The 17,147-nt window shown below is 63.0% G+C and carries 20 protein-coding genes; 12 read left to right on the top strand and 8 right to left on the bottom strand.

Features of this window, described 5'->3' with window-relative positions:
* The 3 genes from AC6H42_RS03165 to AC6H42_RS03155 form a co-directional block, all read right to left on the bottom strand.
* Window positions 1–1,254, bottom strand: a 1,254-nt coding sequence (locus tag AC6H42_RS03165) for a GspE/PulE family protein (protein WP_497547386.1), incomplete at its 3' end; no start/stop codon positions are given.
* Window positions 1,255–1,272: 18 nt separating this feature from the next.
* On the bottom strand, window positions 1,273–2,085 hold the full coding sequence (locus AC6H42_RS03160) for a spermine/spermidine synthase domain-containing protein (protein ID WP_057157447.1): 813 nt from the start codon (window positions 2,083–2,085) through the stop codon (window positions 1,273–1,275).
* Window positions 2,086–2,197: 112 nt separating this feature from the next.
* Window positions 2,198–2,707, bottom strand: a complete 510-nt coding sequence (locus tag AC6H42_RS03155; RefSeq protein ID WP_057157448.1) for a glycine zipper 2TM domain-containing protein — start codon at window positions 2,705–2,707, stop codon at window positions 2,198–2,200.
* A 359-nt stretch (window positions 2,708–3,066) separates the two neighbouring features.
* Between AC6H42_RS03155 and AC6H42_RS03150 the strand changes: the two genes are divergently transcribed.
* From AC6H42_RS03150 to AC6H42_RS03125, 6 genes are all read left to right on the top strand, one after another.
* Window positions 3,067–3,465 (top strand): barstar family protein, encoded by a 399-nt coding sequence (locus AC6H42_RS03150; RefSeq protein ID WP_057157449.1) that lies wholly within the window; start codon window positions 3,067–3,069, stop codon window positions 3,463–3,465.
* A gap of 58 nt (window positions 3,466–3,523) precedes the next feature.
* Window positions 3,524–4,135 carry a phosphoribosylglycinamide formyltransferase gene (gene purN / locus AC6H42_RS03145; protein ID WP_497547385.1) on the top strand — a complete coding sequence of 204 codons (612 nt, stop codon included), beginning with the start codon at window positions 3,524–3,526 and terminating at the stop codon, window positions 4,133–4,135.
* A 16-nt stretch (window positions 4,136–4,151) separates the two neighbouring features.
* Window positions 4,152–5,471, top strand: a complete 1,320-nt coding sequence (locus AC6H42_RS03140; protein WP_497547384.1) for an RsmB/NOP family class I SAM-dependent RNA methyltransferase — start codon at window positions 4,152–4,154, stop codon at window positions 5,469–5,471.
* A 63-nt stretch (window positions 5,472–5,534) separates the two neighbouring features.
* Window positions 5,535–6,857: a mechanosensitive ion channel family protein gene (locus AC6H42_RS03135; protein WP_057157452.1), complete on the top strand. Its 1,323-nt coding sequence runs from the start codon at window positions 5,535–5,537 to the stop codon at window positions 6,855–6,857.
* A 124-nt stretch (window positions 6,858–6,981) separates the two neighbouring features.
* Window positions 6,982–8,184: a DesA family fatty acid desaturase gene (locus AC6H42_RS03130; RefSeq protein WP_057157453.1), complete on the top strand. Its 1,203-nt coding sequence runs from the start codon at window positions 6,982–6,984 to the stop codon at window positions 8,182–8,184.
* A 194-nt stretch (window positions 8,185–8,378) separates the two neighbouring features.
* Complete coding sequence (locus AC6H42_RS03125; RefSeq protein ID WP_057157454.1) at window positions 8,379–9,182, top strand: prohibitin family protein; 804 nt, start codon at window positions 8,379–8,381, stop codon at window positions 9,180–9,182.
* Between the two features lie 56 nt (window positions 9,183–9,238).
* Here the strand turns inward: AC6H42_RS03125 and rpmG are convergent, their stop codons facing one another.
* From rpmG to AC6H42_RS03100, 5 genes are all read right to left on the bottom strand, one after another.
* Window positions 9,239–9,406: a 50S ribosomal protein L33 gene (gene rpmG / locus AC6H42_RS03120; protein WP_056393804.1), complete on the bottom strand. Its 168-nt coding sequence runs from the start codon at window positions 9,404–9,406 to the stop codon at window positions 9,239–9,241.
* Between the two features lie 15 nt (window positions 9,407–9,421).
* The gene (gene rpmB / locus AC6H42_RS03115; RefSeq protein WP_008451488.1) at window positions 9,422–9,658 is read right to left on the bottom strand and encodes a 50S ribosomal protein L28; all 237 of its coding nucleotides are present in this window, start codon (window positions 9,656–9,658) and stop codon (window positions 9,422–9,424) included.
* Window positions 9,659–9,840: 182 nt separating this feature from the next.
* Window positions 9,841–10,515 (bottom strand): RadC family protein, encoded by a 675-nt coding sequence (gene radC, locus AC6H42_RS03110; protein WP_057157455.1) that lies wholly within the window; start codon window positions 10,513–10,515, stop codon window positions 9,841–9,843.
* A 115-nt stretch (window positions 10,516–10,630) separates the two neighbouring features.
* The gene (locus AC6H42_RS03105) at window positions 10,631–10,972 is read right to left on the bottom strand and encodes a DMT family transporter (protein WP_057157456.1); all 342 of its coding nucleotides are present in this window, start codon (window positions 10,970–10,972) and stop codon (window positions 10,631–10,633) included.
* A gap of 36 nt (window positions 10,973–11,008) precedes the next feature.
* The gene (locus tag AC6H42_RS03100; protein WP_157201127.1) at window positions 11,009–12,001 is read right to left on the bottom strand and encodes a hypothetical protein; all 993 of its coding nucleotides are present in this window, start codon (window positions 11,999–12,001) and stop codon (window positions 11,009–11,011) included.
* A 104-nt stretch (window positions 12,002–12,105) separates the two neighbouring features.
* Here AC6H42_RS03100 and AC6H42_RS03095 point away from each other — a divergent pair, with 104 nt between their 5' ends.
* From AC6H42_RS03095 to AC6H42_RS03070, 6 genes are all read left to right on the top strand, one after another.
* Window positions 12,106–12,561 (top strand): FKBP-type peptidyl-prolyl cis-trans isomerase, encoded by a 456-nt coding sequence (locus AC6H42_RS03095; RefSeq protein ID WP_057157458.1) that lies wholly within the window; start codon window positions 12,106–12,108, stop codon window positions 12,559–12,561.
* Between the two features lie 12 nt (window positions 12,562–12,573).
* Entirely contained in the window at window positions 12,574–13,536 is a 963-nt protein-coding gene (gene ispH / locus AC6H42_RS03090; RefSeq protein ID WP_057157459.1) for a 4-hydroxy-3-methylbut-2-enyl diphosphate reductase, read from the top strand.
* Between the two features lie 206 nt (window positions 13,537–13,742).
* Window positions 13,743–14,672 carry a branched-chain amino acid ABC transporter permease gene (locus AC6H42_RS03085; protein ID WP_056393816.1) on the top strand — a complete coding sequence of 310 codons (930 nt, stop codon included), beginning with the start codon at window positions 13,743–13,745 and terminating at the stop codon, window positions 14,670–14,672.
* Window positions 14,673–14,684: 12 nt separating this feature from the next.
* Window positions 14,685–15,902, top strand: coding sequence for an ABC transporter permease subunit (locus AC6H42_RS03080; protein ID WP_057157460.1), 1,218 nt, complete (start codon window positions 14,685–14,687; stop codon window positions 15,900–15,902).
* 8 nt (window positions 15,903–15,910) lie between these two features.
* On the top strand, window positions 15,911–16,681 hold the full coding sequence (locus AC6H42_RS03075) for an ABC transporter ATP-binding protein (RefSeq protein ID WP_057157461.1): 771 nt from the start codon (window positions 15,911–15,913) through the stop codon (window positions 16,679–16,681).
* A partial coding sequence (locus AC6H42_RS03070) for an ABC transporter ATP-binding protein (RefSeq protein ID WP_497547383.1) occupies window positions 16,681–17,147 on the top strand: 467 nt, incomplete at its 3' end. The genes AC6H42_RS03075 and AC6H42_RS03070, both read left to right, overlap by 1 nt.

The following is a 17,147-nucleotide window of genomic DNA, read 5'->3' as shown; positions in this document are numbered from 1 at the left end:
CAGGTCGCGGATCTCGCCCACCATGATGATGTCCGGGTCCTGCCGCATCAGCGCGCGCACGCCGTCGGCGAAGGACAGGTCGATGCCCGGTTGCACCTGCATCTGGTTGAAGGCCGGCTCCACCATCTCGATCGGGTCCTCCACCGTGCACACGTTGACTTCCGAGGTGGCCAGCGCCTTGAGCGTGGTGTACAGGGTGGTGGTCTTGCCCGAGCCGGTGGGGCCGGTGACCAGGATGATGCCGTGCGGACGCTTGGTGAGCGCGTCCCAGCGCGCCGCGTCGTCTTCCGGGAACCCCAGTTCGGGCAGGGTCTTGACCACCACTTCCGGGTCGAAGATGCGCATCACCAGCTTTTCGCCGAAGGCGGTGGGCAGGGTCGACAGGCGCAGTTCGATCTCCTGGCCGCCGGCGGTGCGGGTCTTGATGCGGCCGTCCTGCGGGCGGCGCTTCTCGATCACGTCCATGCGGCCCAGCAGCTTGATGCGCGCGGTCATGGCGATCATCACCACGGCCGGCACCTGATACACCTGGTGCAGCACGCCGTCGATGCGGAAGCGTATCGTGCCCAGGTCGCGTTTGGGCTCCAGATGGATGTCCGAGGCGCGCTGCTCGAAGGCGTACTGCCACAGCCAGTCGACGATGTTGATCACGTGCTGGTCGTTGGCGTCCACCTGGCGGTTGCTCTTGCCCAGCTCCACCAGCTGCTCGAAGTTGTTGCGCAGCGCCAGGTCCTGGCCGTTGGACTTGTTGGCCTTCTTGATGGACTTGGCCAGCGCGAAGAACTGCGAGGTGTACTGCGCGATGTCGAGCGGATTGGAGATTACCCGGCGCACCACGCGGCGCGAAATCTTGGCGATTTCCGCTTCCCATTCGTGCGCGAACGGGTCGGCGGTGGCCACCACCAGCGTGTCCATGCTCATTTCCACCGGCAGGATGTTGAAGCGCGACGCGTAGTTGGCGGACATCACGTCGGCCACCTTGGTAAAGTCGATTTTCAGCGGGTCGATGCGGTAGAAGGGCAGCTTGGCGTGGCCGGCCAGCCATTCGGTCAGCATGTCCAGCGTGAGCAGGCGGTGCGGCGGCTGGGCCGACAGCAGCTTGCAGTGGGCCACCGCACACAGCGGGTGCATGGCGCCGACCGTGTTCTTGAGGATGCCCTGGGCCTGGGCGTAGGCGGCCTTGACGTTGGCCTTCTCGACCAGGCCATCGGCCAGCAGCCAGGTGAAGATTTGTTGCAGGTCTAGTGCTTTCATCTGGCTGAGGTCCCGGTTTTATTTCTGCAGCGCTTGCTGGATGCCCTTGACCCAGGACTTGGCCGGCAGCTTGGTGTCGGCCACGATCTGCGCGGCGCGCACCTTCAGCGCTTCCAGGTCCATCGGGCGGGCCTGCTTGAAGGCGACCGCCACCACGTTGCCGTCGTGTACCTGCGGCAGGCACACCACCTGGCCGAAGGCAAACTTCATCGCCTTGATATTCTTGGCATAGCTTGGATGGTCGCCGAACAAGTTGACGGTCATGATGCCATGGTCCGCCAGGCAGGCATTGCAGGCCTGGTAGAACTGCGGCGTGTCCAGCACCGGGCCGCGCGCGGTGGCGTCGTACAGGTCCACCTGCAGCGCGTCGAGCGCGCCGTGGTTGGCCTTGTCGTTGACGAAGTCCAGCGCATCCATTTCCAGCACGTGCAGGCGCTCGTCGTTGGCCGGCAGCTTGAACATCGACGCGCAGATCGCCATCACCGACGGGTTCAGCTCGATCGCGGTGATGTCCGCCTGCGGAAACTGTTTATAGCAAAACTTGGTCAGCGCCGCCGTGCCCAGGCCCAGCTGGGCGATGCGCCGCGGCTGTTCGATCCACAGCATCCACGCCATCATCTGCTGAGCGTACTCCAGTTCCGGCCAGTCCGGCTTGCGGATGCGCATGGCGCCCTGCACCCACTCGGTGCCGAAGTGCAGATAGCGCACGCCATCCTGTTCCGACAGGGTGACCGGCGCGTATTTCACCTTGCGCGGCGCTTTCGGCGCGGCCGCCGCGGTGGCGGGGCGCGAGGATTCTACTTGTTCGATGGATTTGCGTTTGATCAGCATGAGAGGGCCAGCCTGGAGATGAAGGTCTATTATCCCGCGCCTGCTTACCGCAAGGCAAGGCGCAATGAAAAAAGCCGGTCGGCGACCGGCTTGCTGTGGCGTAAGTTACGAATCAGTTCTGCATCGGCTCGACCGATACGCGCAGGCGCACGCGCTGGCCGGGGTCGAAGGACATGATGCTGGTGTAGTTGCGGCCGCGGTAGTCGTACGTCACTTCGTAGCCGTTGGTGCGCGACTCCCAATGGTCCACGGTGCGGCACTGTTTCACCGCCTGTTCGCTGACCGCGCCCGGCTGGGCGTTCTGGTTGTCGACGCGGTCGCCCACCACGGCGCCGGCGATGGCGCCGGCCGCCGTGGCCGCCGTGCGGCCGTGGCCGCCGCCGATCTGGCTGCCCAGCAGCGCGCCGGCGATGCCGCCGACGATCGAGCCGCCCGCGCTGCGCTGAGCCGGCTGCTGCACCTGCACATACTCGGTGCGGCATTCCTGGCGCGGCACGTTGACCTGCTCAACCTGCGGCTGCACGCGCACCACGCGGCCGAAATCTTCAAATTCCGTCGCTTGCGCGAACGGCAGCGCGCCCAGGCACAGGGCCGACAGCAACAGTTTGGATGGCATGTTCATTTGATACCTCTTGTTTGTGTTGGATAGTCCGGGTATGCAATCCACAGGGGAGGGATGGCTGATGCTATGGTAATCCTGCCGCTGCGCGGAAAACAGTGCTCATGGCAACAATTTGTAACAGCGCCGATTCCCCGTGGAATACCGACGAAATGTTCTATTTCTTACAAAACTTGCGTTAGACGTCACTTACGTGTTGATTCGCAGGATACAACACGTTACCCTAACAACCGTATGGGATCAGATTGACATAGAGAAACGCGACTCGCCGCCGGCGCAATGACCCGCCCGTGGCCTCCATGTATAGGTAACCACTATAGCGAAAAGCAAACCGTACATTAACAGGTCGATTTGAGGGAAAAATGAGTTTGTTGATAACTGTGCCGCCCAACCTTGTCCAGTCCATTCGTGCATTTCGTGTCACCGATCTGCAAGACGAGGCAGCCCGCCTGGGGCAGCACTTTTTATACGCGCATTGCAATGCCGGCCTGACCAAGCAGCAAGTGCTGGGCATCATCGCGGAGTCATTCCTTTTCCCTAAGCCTTGCGGCAAGAACTTCGAGGCGCTGCGCGTCACCTTGACCGACACCATGGCCAAGGCCGGCGAGCAGACCGGTTTCCTGATCGTGCTGGAACAGCTGCCCAACACCCAGAAATTCGACCGCGAGGCGCGCGAGTGCCTGCTGGACGTGTTCCGCGACGCGGCCGACTTCTGGGCCGAGAAGAAAGTGCCGTTCCGCGTCTTCTATTCCTTCGAATAAGGCCGCGCCAAACCCGGTTTGGAAGGCCCGGCCCGCCACGCAGGTATAATAGCGGGCTATGAAAAACATCGTCATCCTCATTTCTGGACGCGGCAGCAATATGGAAGCCGTGGTCCGCGCCGCGCAAGCCGAGCAATGGCCGGCCCGCATCGCGGCTGTCATCAGCAACCGTCCCGACGCGCTCGGCCTGGCTTTCGCCGACGAGCACGGCATTCCGACCGCCGTCGTCGCCAACAAGGAATACCCTAGCCGCGAGGCCTTCGACGCCGCGCTGCAGGAAGTCATCGACGGCTTCAAGCCGGACCTGGTGGTGCTGGCCGGCTTCATGCGCATCCTGACCCCGGCGTTCACCGCCCATTACGCCGGCCGCATGCTGAACATCCATCCCTCGCTGCTGCCGCTGTTCCCCGGCTTGCACACGCATGAGCAGGCGCTCGCGTCCGGCATGCAGGAACACGGTGCGACGGTGCATTTCGTTACCGCCGAACTCGATCACGGTCCCATGGTGGACCAGGCCGCCGTGCCTGTGCTGCCGGGCGATACGCCCGCCACGCTGGCGGCGCGCGTGCTGGTGCAGGAGCATGAACTCTATCCACGCGCCATCCGCTGGTTTGTTGAAGACCGGCTGACGATCGAAAACGGCAAGGTCATCGTTGACCATAACAAGTAATTAACCAAGGAATTCCATGAGATTGCCACCAGCGATACTCGCCAGCACCGAAGAAGTGCTGCGCGAGATTTTGCGCTTTACCGCCCCCGCCGACAGCACCCTGTCGCGCTACTTCAAAGACCATCCCCGCCTTGGCGGCCGCGAACGCGGCGCCATCGCCGAGGGCGTGTACGCCGTGCTGCGCAACCGCGCCTTCTTCACCGACCAGTCGGAAGCGGGCAGCGGCGCCACCATGCGCCGTTTGACCCTGCTGGGCCTGGCCGACGCCGTGGGCGCCGACTCGCTGGGCGGCGTCACGCCGGAAGAGCTGGAGTGGATCGAGCGCGTGATGCAGATCGACCGCAAGCTGATGCACAAATCGATGCGCTCGAACATGCCGAAATGGCTGTTCGAGAAGCTGGTGGCCCAGTTCGGCGAGGACGAGGCGCTGCTGCTGGCCGACGCGCTGAACACCCCGGCGCCGCTGGACCTGCGCGTCAACACCATGAAGTCCGGCCGCGATGAAGTGATCGCCGAACTGGCGCAAGCGCCGATCGCCGCCGATCCGACCCCGTACGCGCCGCTGGGCCTGCGCGTGCACAAGAAGCCGCAGTTGCAGAACCTGCCGCTGTTCAAGAGCGGCGCCATCGAGGTGCAGGACGAGGGCAGCCAGGTGCTGGCCCAGATCCTGGGCGCCAAGCGCGGCGAGATGGTGGTGGACTTCTGCGCCGGCGCCGGCGGCAAGACGCTGGCGCTGGGCGCGCTGATGCGCAACACCGGCCGCCTGTACGCGTTCGACGTGTCCGAGAAGCGCCTGGCCAAGCTGAAGCCGCGCCTGGCACGCTCCGGCCTGTCCAATGTGCACCCGGTGCAGATCGCGCACGAGCGCGACGCCAAGATCAAGCGCCTGGCCGGCAAGATCGACCGCGTGCTGGTCGACGCGCCATGCTCGGGCATGGGCACGCTGCGCCGCAATCCGGACGTCAAATGGCGCCAGGCGGAAAGCGCCATCGGTGAAATGCACGACAAGCAAGTGGCCATCCTGGCCGGCGCCGCGCGCCTGGTCAAAGGCGGCGGCCGCCTGGTGTACGCCACCTGCTCTTTCCTGAACGAAGAAAACGACGACGTGGCGGCCGATTTCCTGGCCAAGCATCCGGATTTCGAACTGGTGCCGATGAGCAAAGTGCTGGCCGAGCAGAAGATCGCGCTGGAGATGGGCGACTACCTGAAGCTGCTGCCGCACAAGCACCAGACCGACGGCTTCTTCGCCGCCGTGTTCGAGCGCAAGCCGATGCCGAAGAAGGAAAAACCGGCGTCGGACGCCGACGAGGCCGGCGACCGGGACAGCGCAGGCTAAGTAACTAAGTGATAATAGGGCCGGCCGCTGAGCTGGCCCTTTTTCCATCTACCCGCGAGAACGATGAAGCAAGAACCCCTGAAGAACCTGATTACCGATTTACTGACCGACCTGCGCGATCCCGGCCTGATGTGGCAGCTGGGCGCGCTGGTGCTGGCCATCGTGCTGGGCTATGTGCTGTCCGGGCTGCTGCGCAAGCGCGTCACGGCGCATGAGCCGGCCACCGGCATGGCGCGCTTCGGCATGGAGAGCTTCAGCCGCGTGATCGGCCCGCTGGCCATCGCGTGCCTGATCTTCATCGCCCAGGTGGTGCTGGTGCGCTACCAGAAAGTGCACCTGCTGAAGGTGGCGCTGCCGATCTTCGGCTCGCTGGCGGCGATCCGCTTCGTTTTCTTCCTGCTGCGCCGCGTGTTCGCGCGCCGCGGCGGCGAGATCGGCGCCACCATGCTGACCTTCGAAAAGATTTTCCAGCTGCTGGTATGGGCCTGCGTGGCCATGTATATCACCGGCTGGTGGGACGATGTGTTCTTCTACCTCGACCATACGGTACTGCCGCTGGGCAAGAACAAGGTATCGGTGGCCGACATCCTGCAGGCGGCCATTTCGGTGGTGGTGCTGCTGATGCTGGCGCTGTGGGCCGGCGCGGCGCTGGAGGAGCGTCTGATGGGCTTGCAGACCGTGCACTCCAGCCTGCGCGTGGTGCTGGCGCGCTTCGGCCGCGCGCTGCTGATCGTGGTGGCGGTGCTGGGCAGCCTGTCCATGGTCGGCATCGACCTGACCGTGCTGTCGGTGTTCGGCGGCGCGCTGGGCGTGGGCCTGGGCCTGGGCTTGCAGAAGATCGCCAGCAACTACGTGTCCGGTTTCATCATCCTGCTGGACCGCAGCCTGACCATAGGCGACATGATCACGGTGGACAAGTACACCGGCCGCGTGACGCAGATCAACACCCGTTACACGGTGCTGCAGGGCCTGGACGGGGTGGAATCCATCGTGCCGAACGAAATGCTGGTGTCGGGCGCCGTGCAGAATTCCTCCCTGTCGAACAAAAACTTGTGGCTGAGCACCAAAGTGTCGGTCGCATACGACACCGACGTGGACCAGGCGCTGGGCTTGCTGGAGCAGGCGGCGCTGTCGATCGAGCGCGTGGTGAAGGACAAGCCGCCGTCGGCCACGCTGGTCAATTTCGGCGCCGACGGGCTCGACCTGCAGGTGGGCTGGTGGATAGCGGACCCGGAAAACGGCCGTGGCGGAGTGACGTCGGACGTCAACCGGGCGATCTGGAAAGCCTTGCAAGAACACAAAATTTCGGTGCCATTCCCGCAACGGGAGATGCGCATCATTGGTCCAGTACCGTTACCAGAAGATACAGAAACGCCTAAAAAATAGTCAGGCACAGCTGGCTGGCCGCTCAATCGGGGGGTGTTTCAGCGTACAATGACGCACAACAATAGATATTCCGGCGGGCTACAAAAGCCGCGCCGGCGCATGGGACACCCTCTCTGGAGTAGTAATGACTTTTAGTTTGCAAGCAGTTCTCGAATTTCTCAGCAACGGCATCACCGGCGCATCGGGCTGGCAAGTATTCGCCTTCACCATGATCGTCACCCATATCACCATCGCCAGCGTCACCATCTATCTGCACCGCCACCAGGCGCACCGCGCGCTGGAGCTGCACGCCATCCCGAGCCACTTCTTCCGCTTCTGGCTGTGGCTGACCACCGGCCAGGTGACCAAGGAATGGGCCGCGATCCACCGCAAGCACCACGCCAAGTGCGATACCGAGGAAGATCCGCACAGCCCGGTCACCCGTGGCATCAAAAAAGTATTCTGGGAAGGCGCCGAGCTGTACCGCGCGGAATCCAAGAACATGGAGACCATGGAGAAGTACGGCCACGGCACGCCGACCGACTGGATCGAACGCAACCTGTACACCAAATACAGCTGGATGGGCGTGGTCCTGATGGCCGTAATTAACCTGGCACTGTTCGGCGTGATTGGCGCCACCGTGTGGGCCGTGCAGATGATGTGGATTCCAGTGACCGCCGCCGGTATTATCAACGGCATCGGCCACTATTGGGGCTACCGTAACTACGACTGCGCCGACGCCGCCACCAACATTATTCCATTCGGTATTATTATCGGCGGCGAGGAACTGCATAATAATCACCACACTTTCGCCACCTCGGCCAAGCTGTCGTCGAAATGGTATGAGTTCGATATCGGCTGGTTCTATATCCGCACGCTGGAAACTTTTGGCTTGGCCAAGGTAAAGAAAGTGGCGCCGGCGCCGAAATTCCAGCACGGCAAAGCGGAAGCGGACCTGGAAACGCTGCAATCGGTAATCGCCAACCGTTACGACGTGATGGCGAAATACGCCAAGTCCATGAAAAGCGCCTGGAAAGAAGAGCTGGAGCATTTGAAAGACAAAGCCAAGCTGGAAGCGCGATTCCTGAAATCGTCGCGTAAATTCCTGACGCGCGAGCCGGGCAAACTGGAAGCGCCGCAAAAGCAGCAATTGGTGGAATTGTTCGAGCACAGCAAAGCGCTGGAAACCATGCACAATATGCGCGTGGAATTGGGCGTGATCTGGGAACGCTCGCACTTCACCCGTGACCAATTACTGCACAAGCTGCAAGACTGGTGCAACCGCGCGGAAGCATCCGGCATTAAATCCCTGCAGGACTTCTCGCTCCGACTGCGCAGCTACGCATAATCCCGCTGCACTGCACCAAGACGGCCCGCTGGGGCCGTTTTTTTTCGTCCGCAGTTTGTGCCCGCCCTGAGCGTGCGCTTGACTCATGCCAACTCTTGGCGCGTTCGTGCTTGAAACAGGCTTGCACCGCTTGCCACGCAGCACGGATCTGATAGTATGGGTTGGTTGCTTTTTTTGAAACTGGAGGAAAATCCATGAAGAGTAAGATCCTGGGCAAACTGTTTCTCATATTGGCCGGTATCGTGGTGCTGTTTGTGCTCACGCCATTTGCCATTGTCCCTGCCGGACACCGCGGGGTATTGACGACCTTTGGCAAGCCCTCCAGCGAAGTATTCGGCGAGGGTATTCATTTCCGCTGGCCGCTGGCGCAGAAAATGCACTTGGTGGGTGTGGCGATTGAAAAAGGAGAAGGCGAGGGCGACGCCGCTTCCAAGGATTTGCAGACGGTGCGAACCAAGGTTGTGATTAATTACCACGTGCGTCCCGATGCAGCGGTTACGGTTTATCGCGACCTGGGTAATCAGCCCGGCGAGCGCATTATCGTGCCGGCTGTGCATGAAGCGGTAAAAGCCGTCACCGCCCGTTATACCGCCGAGGAATTGATTTCAAAACGCGCCATCGTGCGCAACGATATTGTCGATGCTTTGCGGGAAAGGATGGCGCGGCACGGTTTGGTGATCGACGAATTCTCCATCGTCAGCTTTAACTTCAGTAAAACCTTTGACGAGGCAATTGAAGCCAAGACCACGGCCGAACAATTGAAGATGAAAGCGGAAAGGGATTTACAGCGGATAGAAGTGGAAGCGCAGCAGAAAATCGCGCGCGCCAGGGCGGAAGCGGAATCGCTTTCGCTGCAGCGCCAGCAAGTCACGCCCGAGTTATTGCGCTTGCGCGAAACTGAAAACCAGGCCAAGGCCATCGAGAAATGGGACGGGAAATTGCCTGCCACGATGGCGGGCGGGGCGGTGCCATTTATCAGCCTGCCGGCGAAGCAATAGCCCGGCAATAAAAAAAGCCGCTCAGTGAGCGGCCTTTTATTTGAAACAAGGATCGATTACTTGATCTTGGTTTCTTTGTACAGAACGTGCTTGCGTGCCTTAGGATCGAACTTCATGATCTCCATTTTGGTAGGCATGGTGCGCTTGTTCTTGTCGGTGGTGTAGAAGTGACCGGTACCTGCGGTCGATTCCAGCTTGATTTTGTCGCGGCCAGTTTTTGCCATGATAGTGACTCCCTATTAGACTTTTTCGCCGCGGGCACGCATGTCGGCCAGGACGGCGTCGATGCCGACCTTGTCGATTACGCGCAGACCGGCGTTGGACAGACGCAGGGAGACCCAGCGATTTTCAGATTCAACAAAGATACGGCGGTTCTGCAGGTTAGGCAGGAAACGACGTTTAGTTTTGTTGTTTGCATGGGAAACATTGTTGCCGACCATCGGCTTCTTCCCAGTGACTTGGCAAACACGTGCCATGGCGCACTCCTTGAATAGATTCCACAATTGGAAAAAACAAGAGTATATAGAAAAAACTGAGCTTTTTCAACGACTTGCGAAAAACAATTGTGTCTCGTTTGCGTGGGAAGATTTAACAATTGTAAAATCCACCGCCAAACCCTTGTTTTTCATAGGTAAACTGCCAGGGCAGGCTGTGGTTTTCAGAGCTGGCCGTGCTCGGCGAAGGAGTGTACCTGGTGGCCGGCAACGACGAAATGGTCGAGGATGCGCACGTCCACCAGCGCCAGGGCTTGCACCAGCGCCCGCGTCAGCACCAGGTCCGACTCGCTCGGTTCCGGCGTGCCGGACGGGTGGTTATGCGCCAGCATCACGCTGGCGGCGTTGCGCGCCAGCGCCTCCCGCACCACCTCGCGCGGATAGACGCTGGTGTGCGACAGGGTGCCGCGAAACAGTTCGCGCGCGTCGATCAGGCGGTTTTTCACGTCCAGGAACAGCACGTGGAAGGATTCGTAGGGCTGGGAGCCGAGCGCCAGGCGCAGGTATTGTTTGACGGCGGCGGGCGAACTGAGGGTTTGCCCGGCCTGCAGCTGCTCGCCGACCGCGCGCCGCGCCAGCTCCATCACCGCCTGCAACTGGGCGAACTTGGCGCTGCCCAGGCCGGGGATGGCGGAAAAGTCGTGCAGCGTGGCGGCAAACAGCGCCTGCAGCGAACCGAAGTGGACCACCATGTCGCGGGCCAGCTCGACCGCGTTCTTGCCGCGCACGCCTACCCGCAGGAACACCGCCAGCAGCTCGGCGTCGGACAGGGCGGTGGCGCCCTCGCGTATCAGGCGCTCGCGCGGGCGCTGCTGCTCCGGCCAATCGGCAATTCCCATGCTGGACCTCGCTATGCCGGGAACACCCCGGCCTGGTCCAGTATTGTGGTCGGATAACGGGCAGCGGCGTTTGTGCCCGCGCAAGCGGGGGCCAAGTATTGGGCTTGCGGCCGGTTCAGCGCGCCAGCGCGAAGGCGCCGGCCGCCACCAGCACCATGCCCAGCATGCGGGTGGCTGTCATGGCTTCGCCCAGCACCGCGTAGCCGATCAGCAGCACGGTGGCCATGGTAATGGCCGTCATCAGCGGATAGGCCAGCGTCATGGGCAGCTTTTGCAGCGTGATGGTGTAGCAGACGAAGCCCAGCCCATACACCGTGCAGGCGGCGCCCAGGTAGGCCAGGCGCTGGATGCCCCAGCCTTCACCGGCCCCGTGCGACAGTTTGATGAGGAAGGTGGCGCCGGCGCTGGCCAGCGAAGCCAGGGCGCACCAGAAATAGCCGTTCAGGACTGTGTTCATATATAAAGAATAAGAAACCGCGAATCCGGCAGAATATCACGCGGCGCGGCGCAGCTTGTCCGGCGCGGCGCGGCCGCGCTCCAGCCAGGGCTGGCAGGCGGCGACGGCAAACGGAATCAGCAGCGGATACAGGTTCCAGATGGCGCGCCCGTCCACCCGTACCGACAGCGCGGCATACAGCGGCGGCAGGGCCATGAGCAGCAGCAGGCGCTTGAACGGCTGCAGCTGCGGCGGCGCCCGGTGCATGCCCAGCAGGGCCAGCGGCAGCACCAGGCCGGCCGCCAGCGCGAGCGACGCCAGCGAGCGCACGTCGCGCAGCGCCTCGGCCACGCGCGCCATGCTGGGCACCCAGGTATAGCTGGGCAGGCCGCCGATGATCCACCAGCGCACGGCCAGCATCCAGGCCAGCGCCGCCGCCAGTGACAGCAGGCCGGCGCGCCAGCCGATCTGGCGCGCCACGAGCAGCCAGAACAGCAGCACGATGTTCTCTTCGCGCACACCGGTGGCTAGCACGCCGGCCAGCGCCGCCAGCCAGGGCTGGCCGGACACCAGGGCCAGCACGAAAGCGGCGCGCGCGCATACCGAGCCGGGATCGACCAGCAGGTAGGGGGCGTACCAGAAGGTGGGCACGGAGCAGACCAGCAGCAGGCCGGCGGCGATGGCGCCGTTGCGCCCCAGGCCCAGGCGCCAGACGCTCAGTGCCGTCATGCAGGCGGCGGCCGACACCAGCAGCCAGTTCAGCAGCGCGAAATTGTTGCGCACATCGCCCGGGAGGGCGGCGGCGGCGGCCGGCACCAGCAGGCGGTAGGGGAAGGGCGCCACCAGTTCGCTGGCCGGGAGCTCGCCGCGCAGGTGGCGCGCGGTATTAAAATAGTGCAGCGAATCTTCCACGGTGCCGCCCCAGCGCCACCACATGACAGCGAGGGCCAGCAAGGCAAAGCCGGCGGCGCCCAGCAGCAGGGGGGGCCACGGCAGGCGGCCGGCCGGTTGCCGATACGGATAGGGGGCGGGCAAGAGTAAATTCATCATAGCGGCGCATTTTATGCGATCGCGGCCACAAGTGGCGGATTTGTCAACATGCGCTGCCGGCTGCGGAGTGGCTTACAATAGCGTTTTCAAGTTTTCTGCCTATCATGTCCAACGCACAACCCCCAGTCGTCACCGCTTCGGCCTACCTCACGCTGCATTATCGCCTCGCCACCGTGGACGGCGCCGATATCGTCACCACGTTCAACGGCACTCCCGCCACGCTGATGCTGGGCCAGGGCCAGCTGGCGCCGGTGCTGGAACAGCTGCTGCTGGGCCTGCCGGAAGGCACGCACAAGACCTTCGACCTGGAACCGGGCGTCGGCTTCGGTCCGCGCAATCCGGAGCTGGTGCGCCCCGTCTCGCGCGCCACCCTGGACGCCAACTCGGTGCCGGGCGCCGACTACAAGGTGGGCGACCTGGTGGACTTCGCTGCGCCGGGCGGCGGCCGTTTCGCCGGCGTGCTGCGCGAACTGGGCGAAACCGAAGCGCTGTTCGACTTCAACCACCCGCTGGCAGGCCAGCCGGTGCGTTTCGAAGTCAACCTCATTTCCGTGCTGTAAAGAGGAACCGCCATGGACAAGGAAATCCTGCTGGCCCAGCCGCGCGGCTTTTGCGCCGGTGTCGACCGCGCCATTGAAATCGTCGAGCGCGCGCTGCAGCAGTTCGGCGCGCCGATCTATGTGCGCCACGAAATCGTGCACAACGCCTACGTGGTGGCGGACTTGCGCAGCAAGGGCGCCATTTTCATCGAAGACCTGGCCGACGTGCCGGCCGGCCAGACCCTGGTGTTCTCGGCGCACGGCGTGTCGAAAGCGGTGCGGGCCGAGGCGGACGCGCGCGGCTTCAGCATTTTCGACGCCACCTGCCCGCTGGTGACCAAGGTGCACGTGGAAGTGGCCAAGATGCGCAAGCAGGGCTGCGAGATCGTCATGATCGGCCACGACGGCCACCCGGAAGTGGAAGGCACCATGGGCCAGACCGACGAGGGCATGCACCTGGTGGAAACCGTGGCCGACGTGGCCAAGCTGAACGTGGCCAATCCGGACGCGCTGGCCTATGTCTCGCAAACAACGTTGTCAGTTGACGACACTGCGGACATTATCGAGGCCCTGAAACGGAAATATCCCAACATTATCGAACCGAAAAAGGGCGACATTTGCTACGCCACCACCAACCGCCAGGAAGCCGTGAAATTCATGGCCCCGCAAGTGGAACTGGTGATCGTGGTGGGCAGCCCGAACAGCTCCAATTCGAACCGCCTGCGCGAAGTGGCGGAGAAGAAGGGCACCCCGGCATACATGATCGACAATGCCTCGCAGATCGACCCGGCCTGGCTGGACGGCAAGCTGCGCGTGGGGGTCACGGCCGGCGCGTCGGCGCCGGAGGTGCTGGTGCAAGCCGTGATCGACCGCCTGAAAGAGCTGGGCGCGCGCAGTGTGCGGGCCCTGGACGGGGTGCAGGAAGCGGTGACGTTCCCCCTGCCGAAAGGCCTCGATGGTCCCAAAGATGGGGCGGCAATTGCCAGCGACGTCTGATATCCCGGAATTGCCGCGCTGGCGGCTGAATTAAATTCGGTGAACTTAATTTTTTTTCGATATTAGTTTTCGTTAAACATCGCTATTATTGCGAACGCTTATAGTTGCAGCAAGTTGCAGCATCGGAGTTGCAGCATCATCCAACGGCGGCACTGCGGAGTATCCTCTCCGGGTGCCGTTTTTGTTAACTCAAGAGGCTTTCCACGATGGATACATTTATCCAACAACTTATCAATGGCCTGGTGCTGGGCAGCATGTACGCGCTGATCGCACTTGGCTACACCATGGTGTATGGCGTCCTGAACCTGATCAACTTCGCCCACGGCGACGTGCTGATGGTCGGCGCGATGGCCGGCCTGACCATCCTGAACCAGCTGAACCAGCATTTCCCCGACATGCCGGGCTACCTCAAGCTGGGCATCGCCATCCTCGGCGCGATACCGGTGTGCATGGCCGTCAATGTGCTGATCGAGCGGGTGGCCTACCGCCGCCTGCGCAACGCGCCGCGCCTGGCGCCGCTGATCACCGCCATCGGCGTGTCCATCCTGCTGCAGACCTTCGCCATGATGATCTGGGGCCGCAACCCGCTGCCGTTCCCGCAACTGCTGTCGTCCGACCCCATCATGCTGGGCAATTCGGTCATCACGCAGACCCAGGTGCTGCTGCTGGTGCTGGCCGCCGCCGCCATGTTCGGCCTGGTGATGCTGGTGGAGAAAACCAAGATGGGCCGCGCCATGCGCGCCGTGGCGGAAAATCCCCGCGTGGCCGGCCTGATGGGCGTGGACTCGAACAAGGTCATTGTTGCCACCTTCGCCATCGGCGCCGCGCTGGCCGCCGTGGCCGGCGTGATGTGGGGCGCCAACTACGCTTCGATCCAGTTCGCCATGGGCTTCGTGCCCGGCCTGAAAGCCTTCTCGGCCGCCGTGCTGGGCGGCATCGGCAACATCTACGGCGCCATGATAGGCGGCATCGTGCTGGGCATTATCGAAAGCCTGGGCGCCGGCTACATCGGCGACCTGACCGGCGGCTTCCTCGGCTCCAACTACCAGGACATCTTCGCCTTCGTGGTGCTGATCCTGGTGCTCACCGTGCGACCGTCCGGCATCATGGGCGAACGCGTGGCCGACCGCGCATAAGAGAGGACTGACATGGCACTGTTGAACTTTGACGTCCAGAAAGACGCGAAAAAAGCCTATGCCAGCATGGCCATCGTGCTGGCGCTGATGCTGGTGTTCCCGTTTGTGGCGGCGCCCTTCGGCAACTCCTGGGTCCGCATCGTGGACCTGGCGCTGCTGTACATCATGCTGGCGCTGGGCCTGAACATCGTGGTCGGCTTCGCCGGCCTGCTGGACCTGGGCTACATCGCGTTCTACGCGGTGGGCGCCTACATGACCGGCCTGCTGGCCTCGCCGCAGTTCGCCACCCTGCTCGAATCGCTGGTCAACCTGCATCCCGGCATCGGCGAGGCGCTGGTGATGGTGATGGGCGAAGAGATCCGCACCAACGGCATCCACCTGTCGGTGTGGTTCATCGTGCCGCTGGCGGCCGCGCTGGCCGGCCTGTTCGGCGCGCTGCTGGGGGCGCCGACCCTGAAGCTGCGCGGCGACTACCTGGCCATCGTGACCCTGGGCTTCGGCGAGATCATCCGCATCTTCATGAACAACCTGAACGAGCCGATCAACATCACCAACGGTCCGCAGGGCATCAACCTGATCGACCCGATCCGCGTGTTCGGCACCTCGCTGGCCGGCGAAGCCGGTTCGCGCGCCACCGTCTTCATCGGCGGCTACGGCATGCCGTCGGTGAACGCCTACTACTACCTGTTCCTGTTCCTGTGCATCGCCGTGGTGTTCGTCACCAGCCGCCTGCAGCATTCGCGCCTGGGCCGCGCCTGGGTGGCCATCCGCGAAGACGAGATCGCCGCCAAGGCCATGGGCATCAACACCCGCAACGTCAAGCTGCTGGCCTTCTCCATGGGCGCCTCCTTCGGCGGCGTGGCCGGCGCCATGTTCGCTTCCTTCCAGGGCTTCGTGTCGCCCGAATCGTTCTCGCTGACCGAGTCCATCGCCGTGCTGGCCATGGTGGTGCTGGGCGGCATCGGCCACATTCCGGGCGTGATCATGGGCGGCGCGCTGCTGGCGGCCCTGCCGGAAGTGCTGCGCCACGTGGTGGAACCGCTGCAGGAAAAGCTGTTCGGCCACGTGATCATCGAGGCCGAAGTGCTGCGCCAGCTGCTGTACGGCCTGGCCATGGTGCTGATCATGCTGAACCGTCCGGCCGGCCTGTGGCCCGCGCCCAAGCATGAAGACCGTCCTGACGCGGACAGCGACAGCAAAAATCAATCGTCCGGCGTCATGCCAGCCTGAGGTAAAAGATGAGCGAACAAGTCATTCTGAACATTGCCGGCGTCAACAAGCGCTTCGGCGGCTTGCAGGCGCTGACCGACGTCGGCATCAAGATCATGCAGGGCCAGATCTACGGCCTGATCGGCCCCAATGGCGCCGGCAAGACCACCTTCTTCAACGTCATCACCGGCTTGTACCAGCCGGACACCGGCACCTTCGAGCTGGCCGGCAAGCCGTATTCGCCGTCGGCGCCGCATGAAGTGGCGAAAGCCGGCATCGCGCGCACCTTCCAGAACATCCGCCTGTTCGGCGAGATGACCGCGCTGGAAAACGTCATGGTCGGGCGCCACGTGCGCTCGCACCAGGGCGTGTTCGGCGCCGTGTTCCGCCACAAGGCGGCGCGCGAAGAAGAGGCGGGCATCCGCAAGCGGGCACAGGAACTGCTGGACTTCGTCGGTATCGGCGCTTTCGCCAACCGCACCTCGAAATTCCTGTCCTACGGCGACCAGCGCCGCCTGGAAATCGCGCGCGCCCTGGCCACCGACCCGCAGCTGCTGGCGCTGGACGAGCCGGCGGCCGGCATGAACGCCACCGAGAAGCTGGCCCTGAAAGAGCTGCTGATCAAGATCAAGGCCGAGGGCAAGACCGTGCTGCTGATCGAGCACGACGTGAAAATGATGATGAGCTTGTGCGACCGCATCACGGTGCTGGAATACGGCAAGCCGATCGCGGAAGGCCTGCCCGCCGAGATCCAAAGCAACAAGGCGGTGATCGACGCCTACCTGGGAGGTTCGCACTAATGAGCGAGAATGTATTAAAAGTCGCGGGCCTGAAGGTCGCGTACGGCGGCATCAAGGCCGTCAAGGGCATCGACCTGGAAGTGAACAAGGGCGAGCTGGTCACGCTGATCGGCGCCAACGGCGCCGGCAAGACCACTACGCTGAAAGCCATCACCGGCACGCTGCCCGACTGCAAGGTCGAAGGTACGGTGTCCTATATGGGCCAGTCGCTCAAGGGCAGCAAGTCCTTCCACCTGGTCGAACAGAAGCTGGCCATGGTGCCGGAAGGGCGCGGCGTGTTCACCCGCATGACCATCACGGAAAACCTGATGATGGGCGCCTATACGCGCGACGACAAGGCCGGCATCGAGGCCGACATCGCCAAGTGGTTCGACATCTTCCCGCGCCTGAAAGAGCGCTCGGCGCAGCTGGCCGGCACCCTGTCGGGCGGCGAGCAGCAGATGCTGGCCATGGCGCGCGCGCTGAT

It is taken from the genome of Massilia sp. NBRC 108631, from assembly GCF_059704565.1.
Note: the sequence above shows the minus strand (reverse complement) of the source record. Positions and strands in the feature narration are given on the sequence as shown.

What these genes read in the sequence shown, in the direction of transcription:
- purN (WP_497547385.1), top strand. Translation starts at nt 3,524, where the DNA reads ATGAAAAACATCGTCATCCTCATTTCTGGACGCGGCAGCAATATGGAA.
- rpmB (WP_008451488.1), bottom strand. Translation starts at nt 9,658, where the DNA reads ATGGCACGTGTTTGCCAAGTCACTGGGAAGAAGCCGATGGTCGGCAAC.
- AC6H42_RS03075 (WP_057157461.1), top strand. Translation starts at nt 15,911, where the DNA reads ATGAGCGAACAAGTCATTCTGAACATTGCCGGCGTCAACAAGCGCTTC.
- AC6H42_RS03105 (WP_057157456.1), bottom strand. Translation starts at nt 10,972, where the DNA reads ATGAACACAGTCCTGAACGGCTATTTCTGGTGCGCCCTGGCTTCGCTG.
- AC6H42_RS03125 (WP_057157454.1), top strand. Translation starts at nt 8,379, where the DNA reads ATGAAGAGTAAGATCCTGGGCAAACTGTTTCTCATATTGGCCGGTATC.
- radC (WP_057157455.1), bottom strand. Translation starts at nt 10,515, where the DNA reads ATGGGAATTGCCGATTGGCCGGAGCAGCAGCGCCCGCGCGAGCGCCTG.
- AC6H42_RS03100 (WP_157201127.1), bottom strand. Translation starts at nt 12,001, where the DNA reads ATGATGAATTTACTCTTGCCCGCCCCCTATCCGTATCGGCAACCGGCC.
- AC6H42_RS03140 (WP_497547384.1), top strand. Translation starts at nt 4,152, where the DNA reads ATGAGATTGCCACCAGCGATACTCGCCAGCACCGAAGAAGTGCTGCGC.
- AC6H42_RS03095 (WP_057157458.1), top strand. Translation starts at nt 12,106, where the DNA reads ATGTCCAACGCACAACCCCCAGTCGTCACCGCTTCGGCCTACCTCACG.
- AC6H42_RS03085 (WP_056393816.1), top strand. Translation starts at nt 13,743, where the DNA reads ATGGATACATTTATCCAACAACTTATCAATGGCCTGGTGCTGGGCAGC.
- AC6H42_RS03135 (WP_057157452.1), top strand. Translation starts at nt 5,535, where the DNA reads ATGAAGCAAGAACCCCTGAAGAACCTGATTACCGATTTACTGACCGAC.
- AC6H42_RS03130 (WP_057157453.1), top strand. Translation starts at nt 6,982, where the DNA reads ATGACTTTTAGTTTGCAAGCAGTTCTCGAATTTCTCAGCAACGGCATC.
- rpmG (WP_056393804.1), bottom strand. Translation starts at nt 9,406, where the DNA reads ATGGCAAAAACTGGCCGCGACAAAATCAAGCTGGAATCGACCGCAGGT.
- ispH (WP_057157459.1), top strand. Translation starts at nt 12,574, where the DNA reads ATGGACAAGGAAATCCTGCTGGCCCAGCCGCGCGGCTTTTGCGCCGGT.
- AC6H42_RS03160 (WP_057157447.1), bottom strand. Translation starts at nt 2,085, where the DNA reads ATGCTGATCAAACGCAAATCCATCGAACAAGTAGAATCCTCGCGCCCC.
- AC6H42_RS03150 (WP_057157449.1), top strand. Translation starts at nt 3,067, where the DNA reads ATGAGTTTGTTGATAACTGTGCCGCCCAACCTTGTCCAGTCCATTCGT.
- AC6H42_RS03080 (WP_057157460.1), top strand. Translation starts at nt 14,685, where the DNA reads ATGGCACTGTTGAACTTTGACGTCCAGAAAGACGCGAAAAAAGCCTAT.
- AC6H42_RS03155 (WP_057157448.1), bottom strand. Translation starts at nt 2,707, where the DNA reads ATGAACATGCCATCCAAACTGTTGCTGTCGGCCCTGTGCCTGGGCGCG.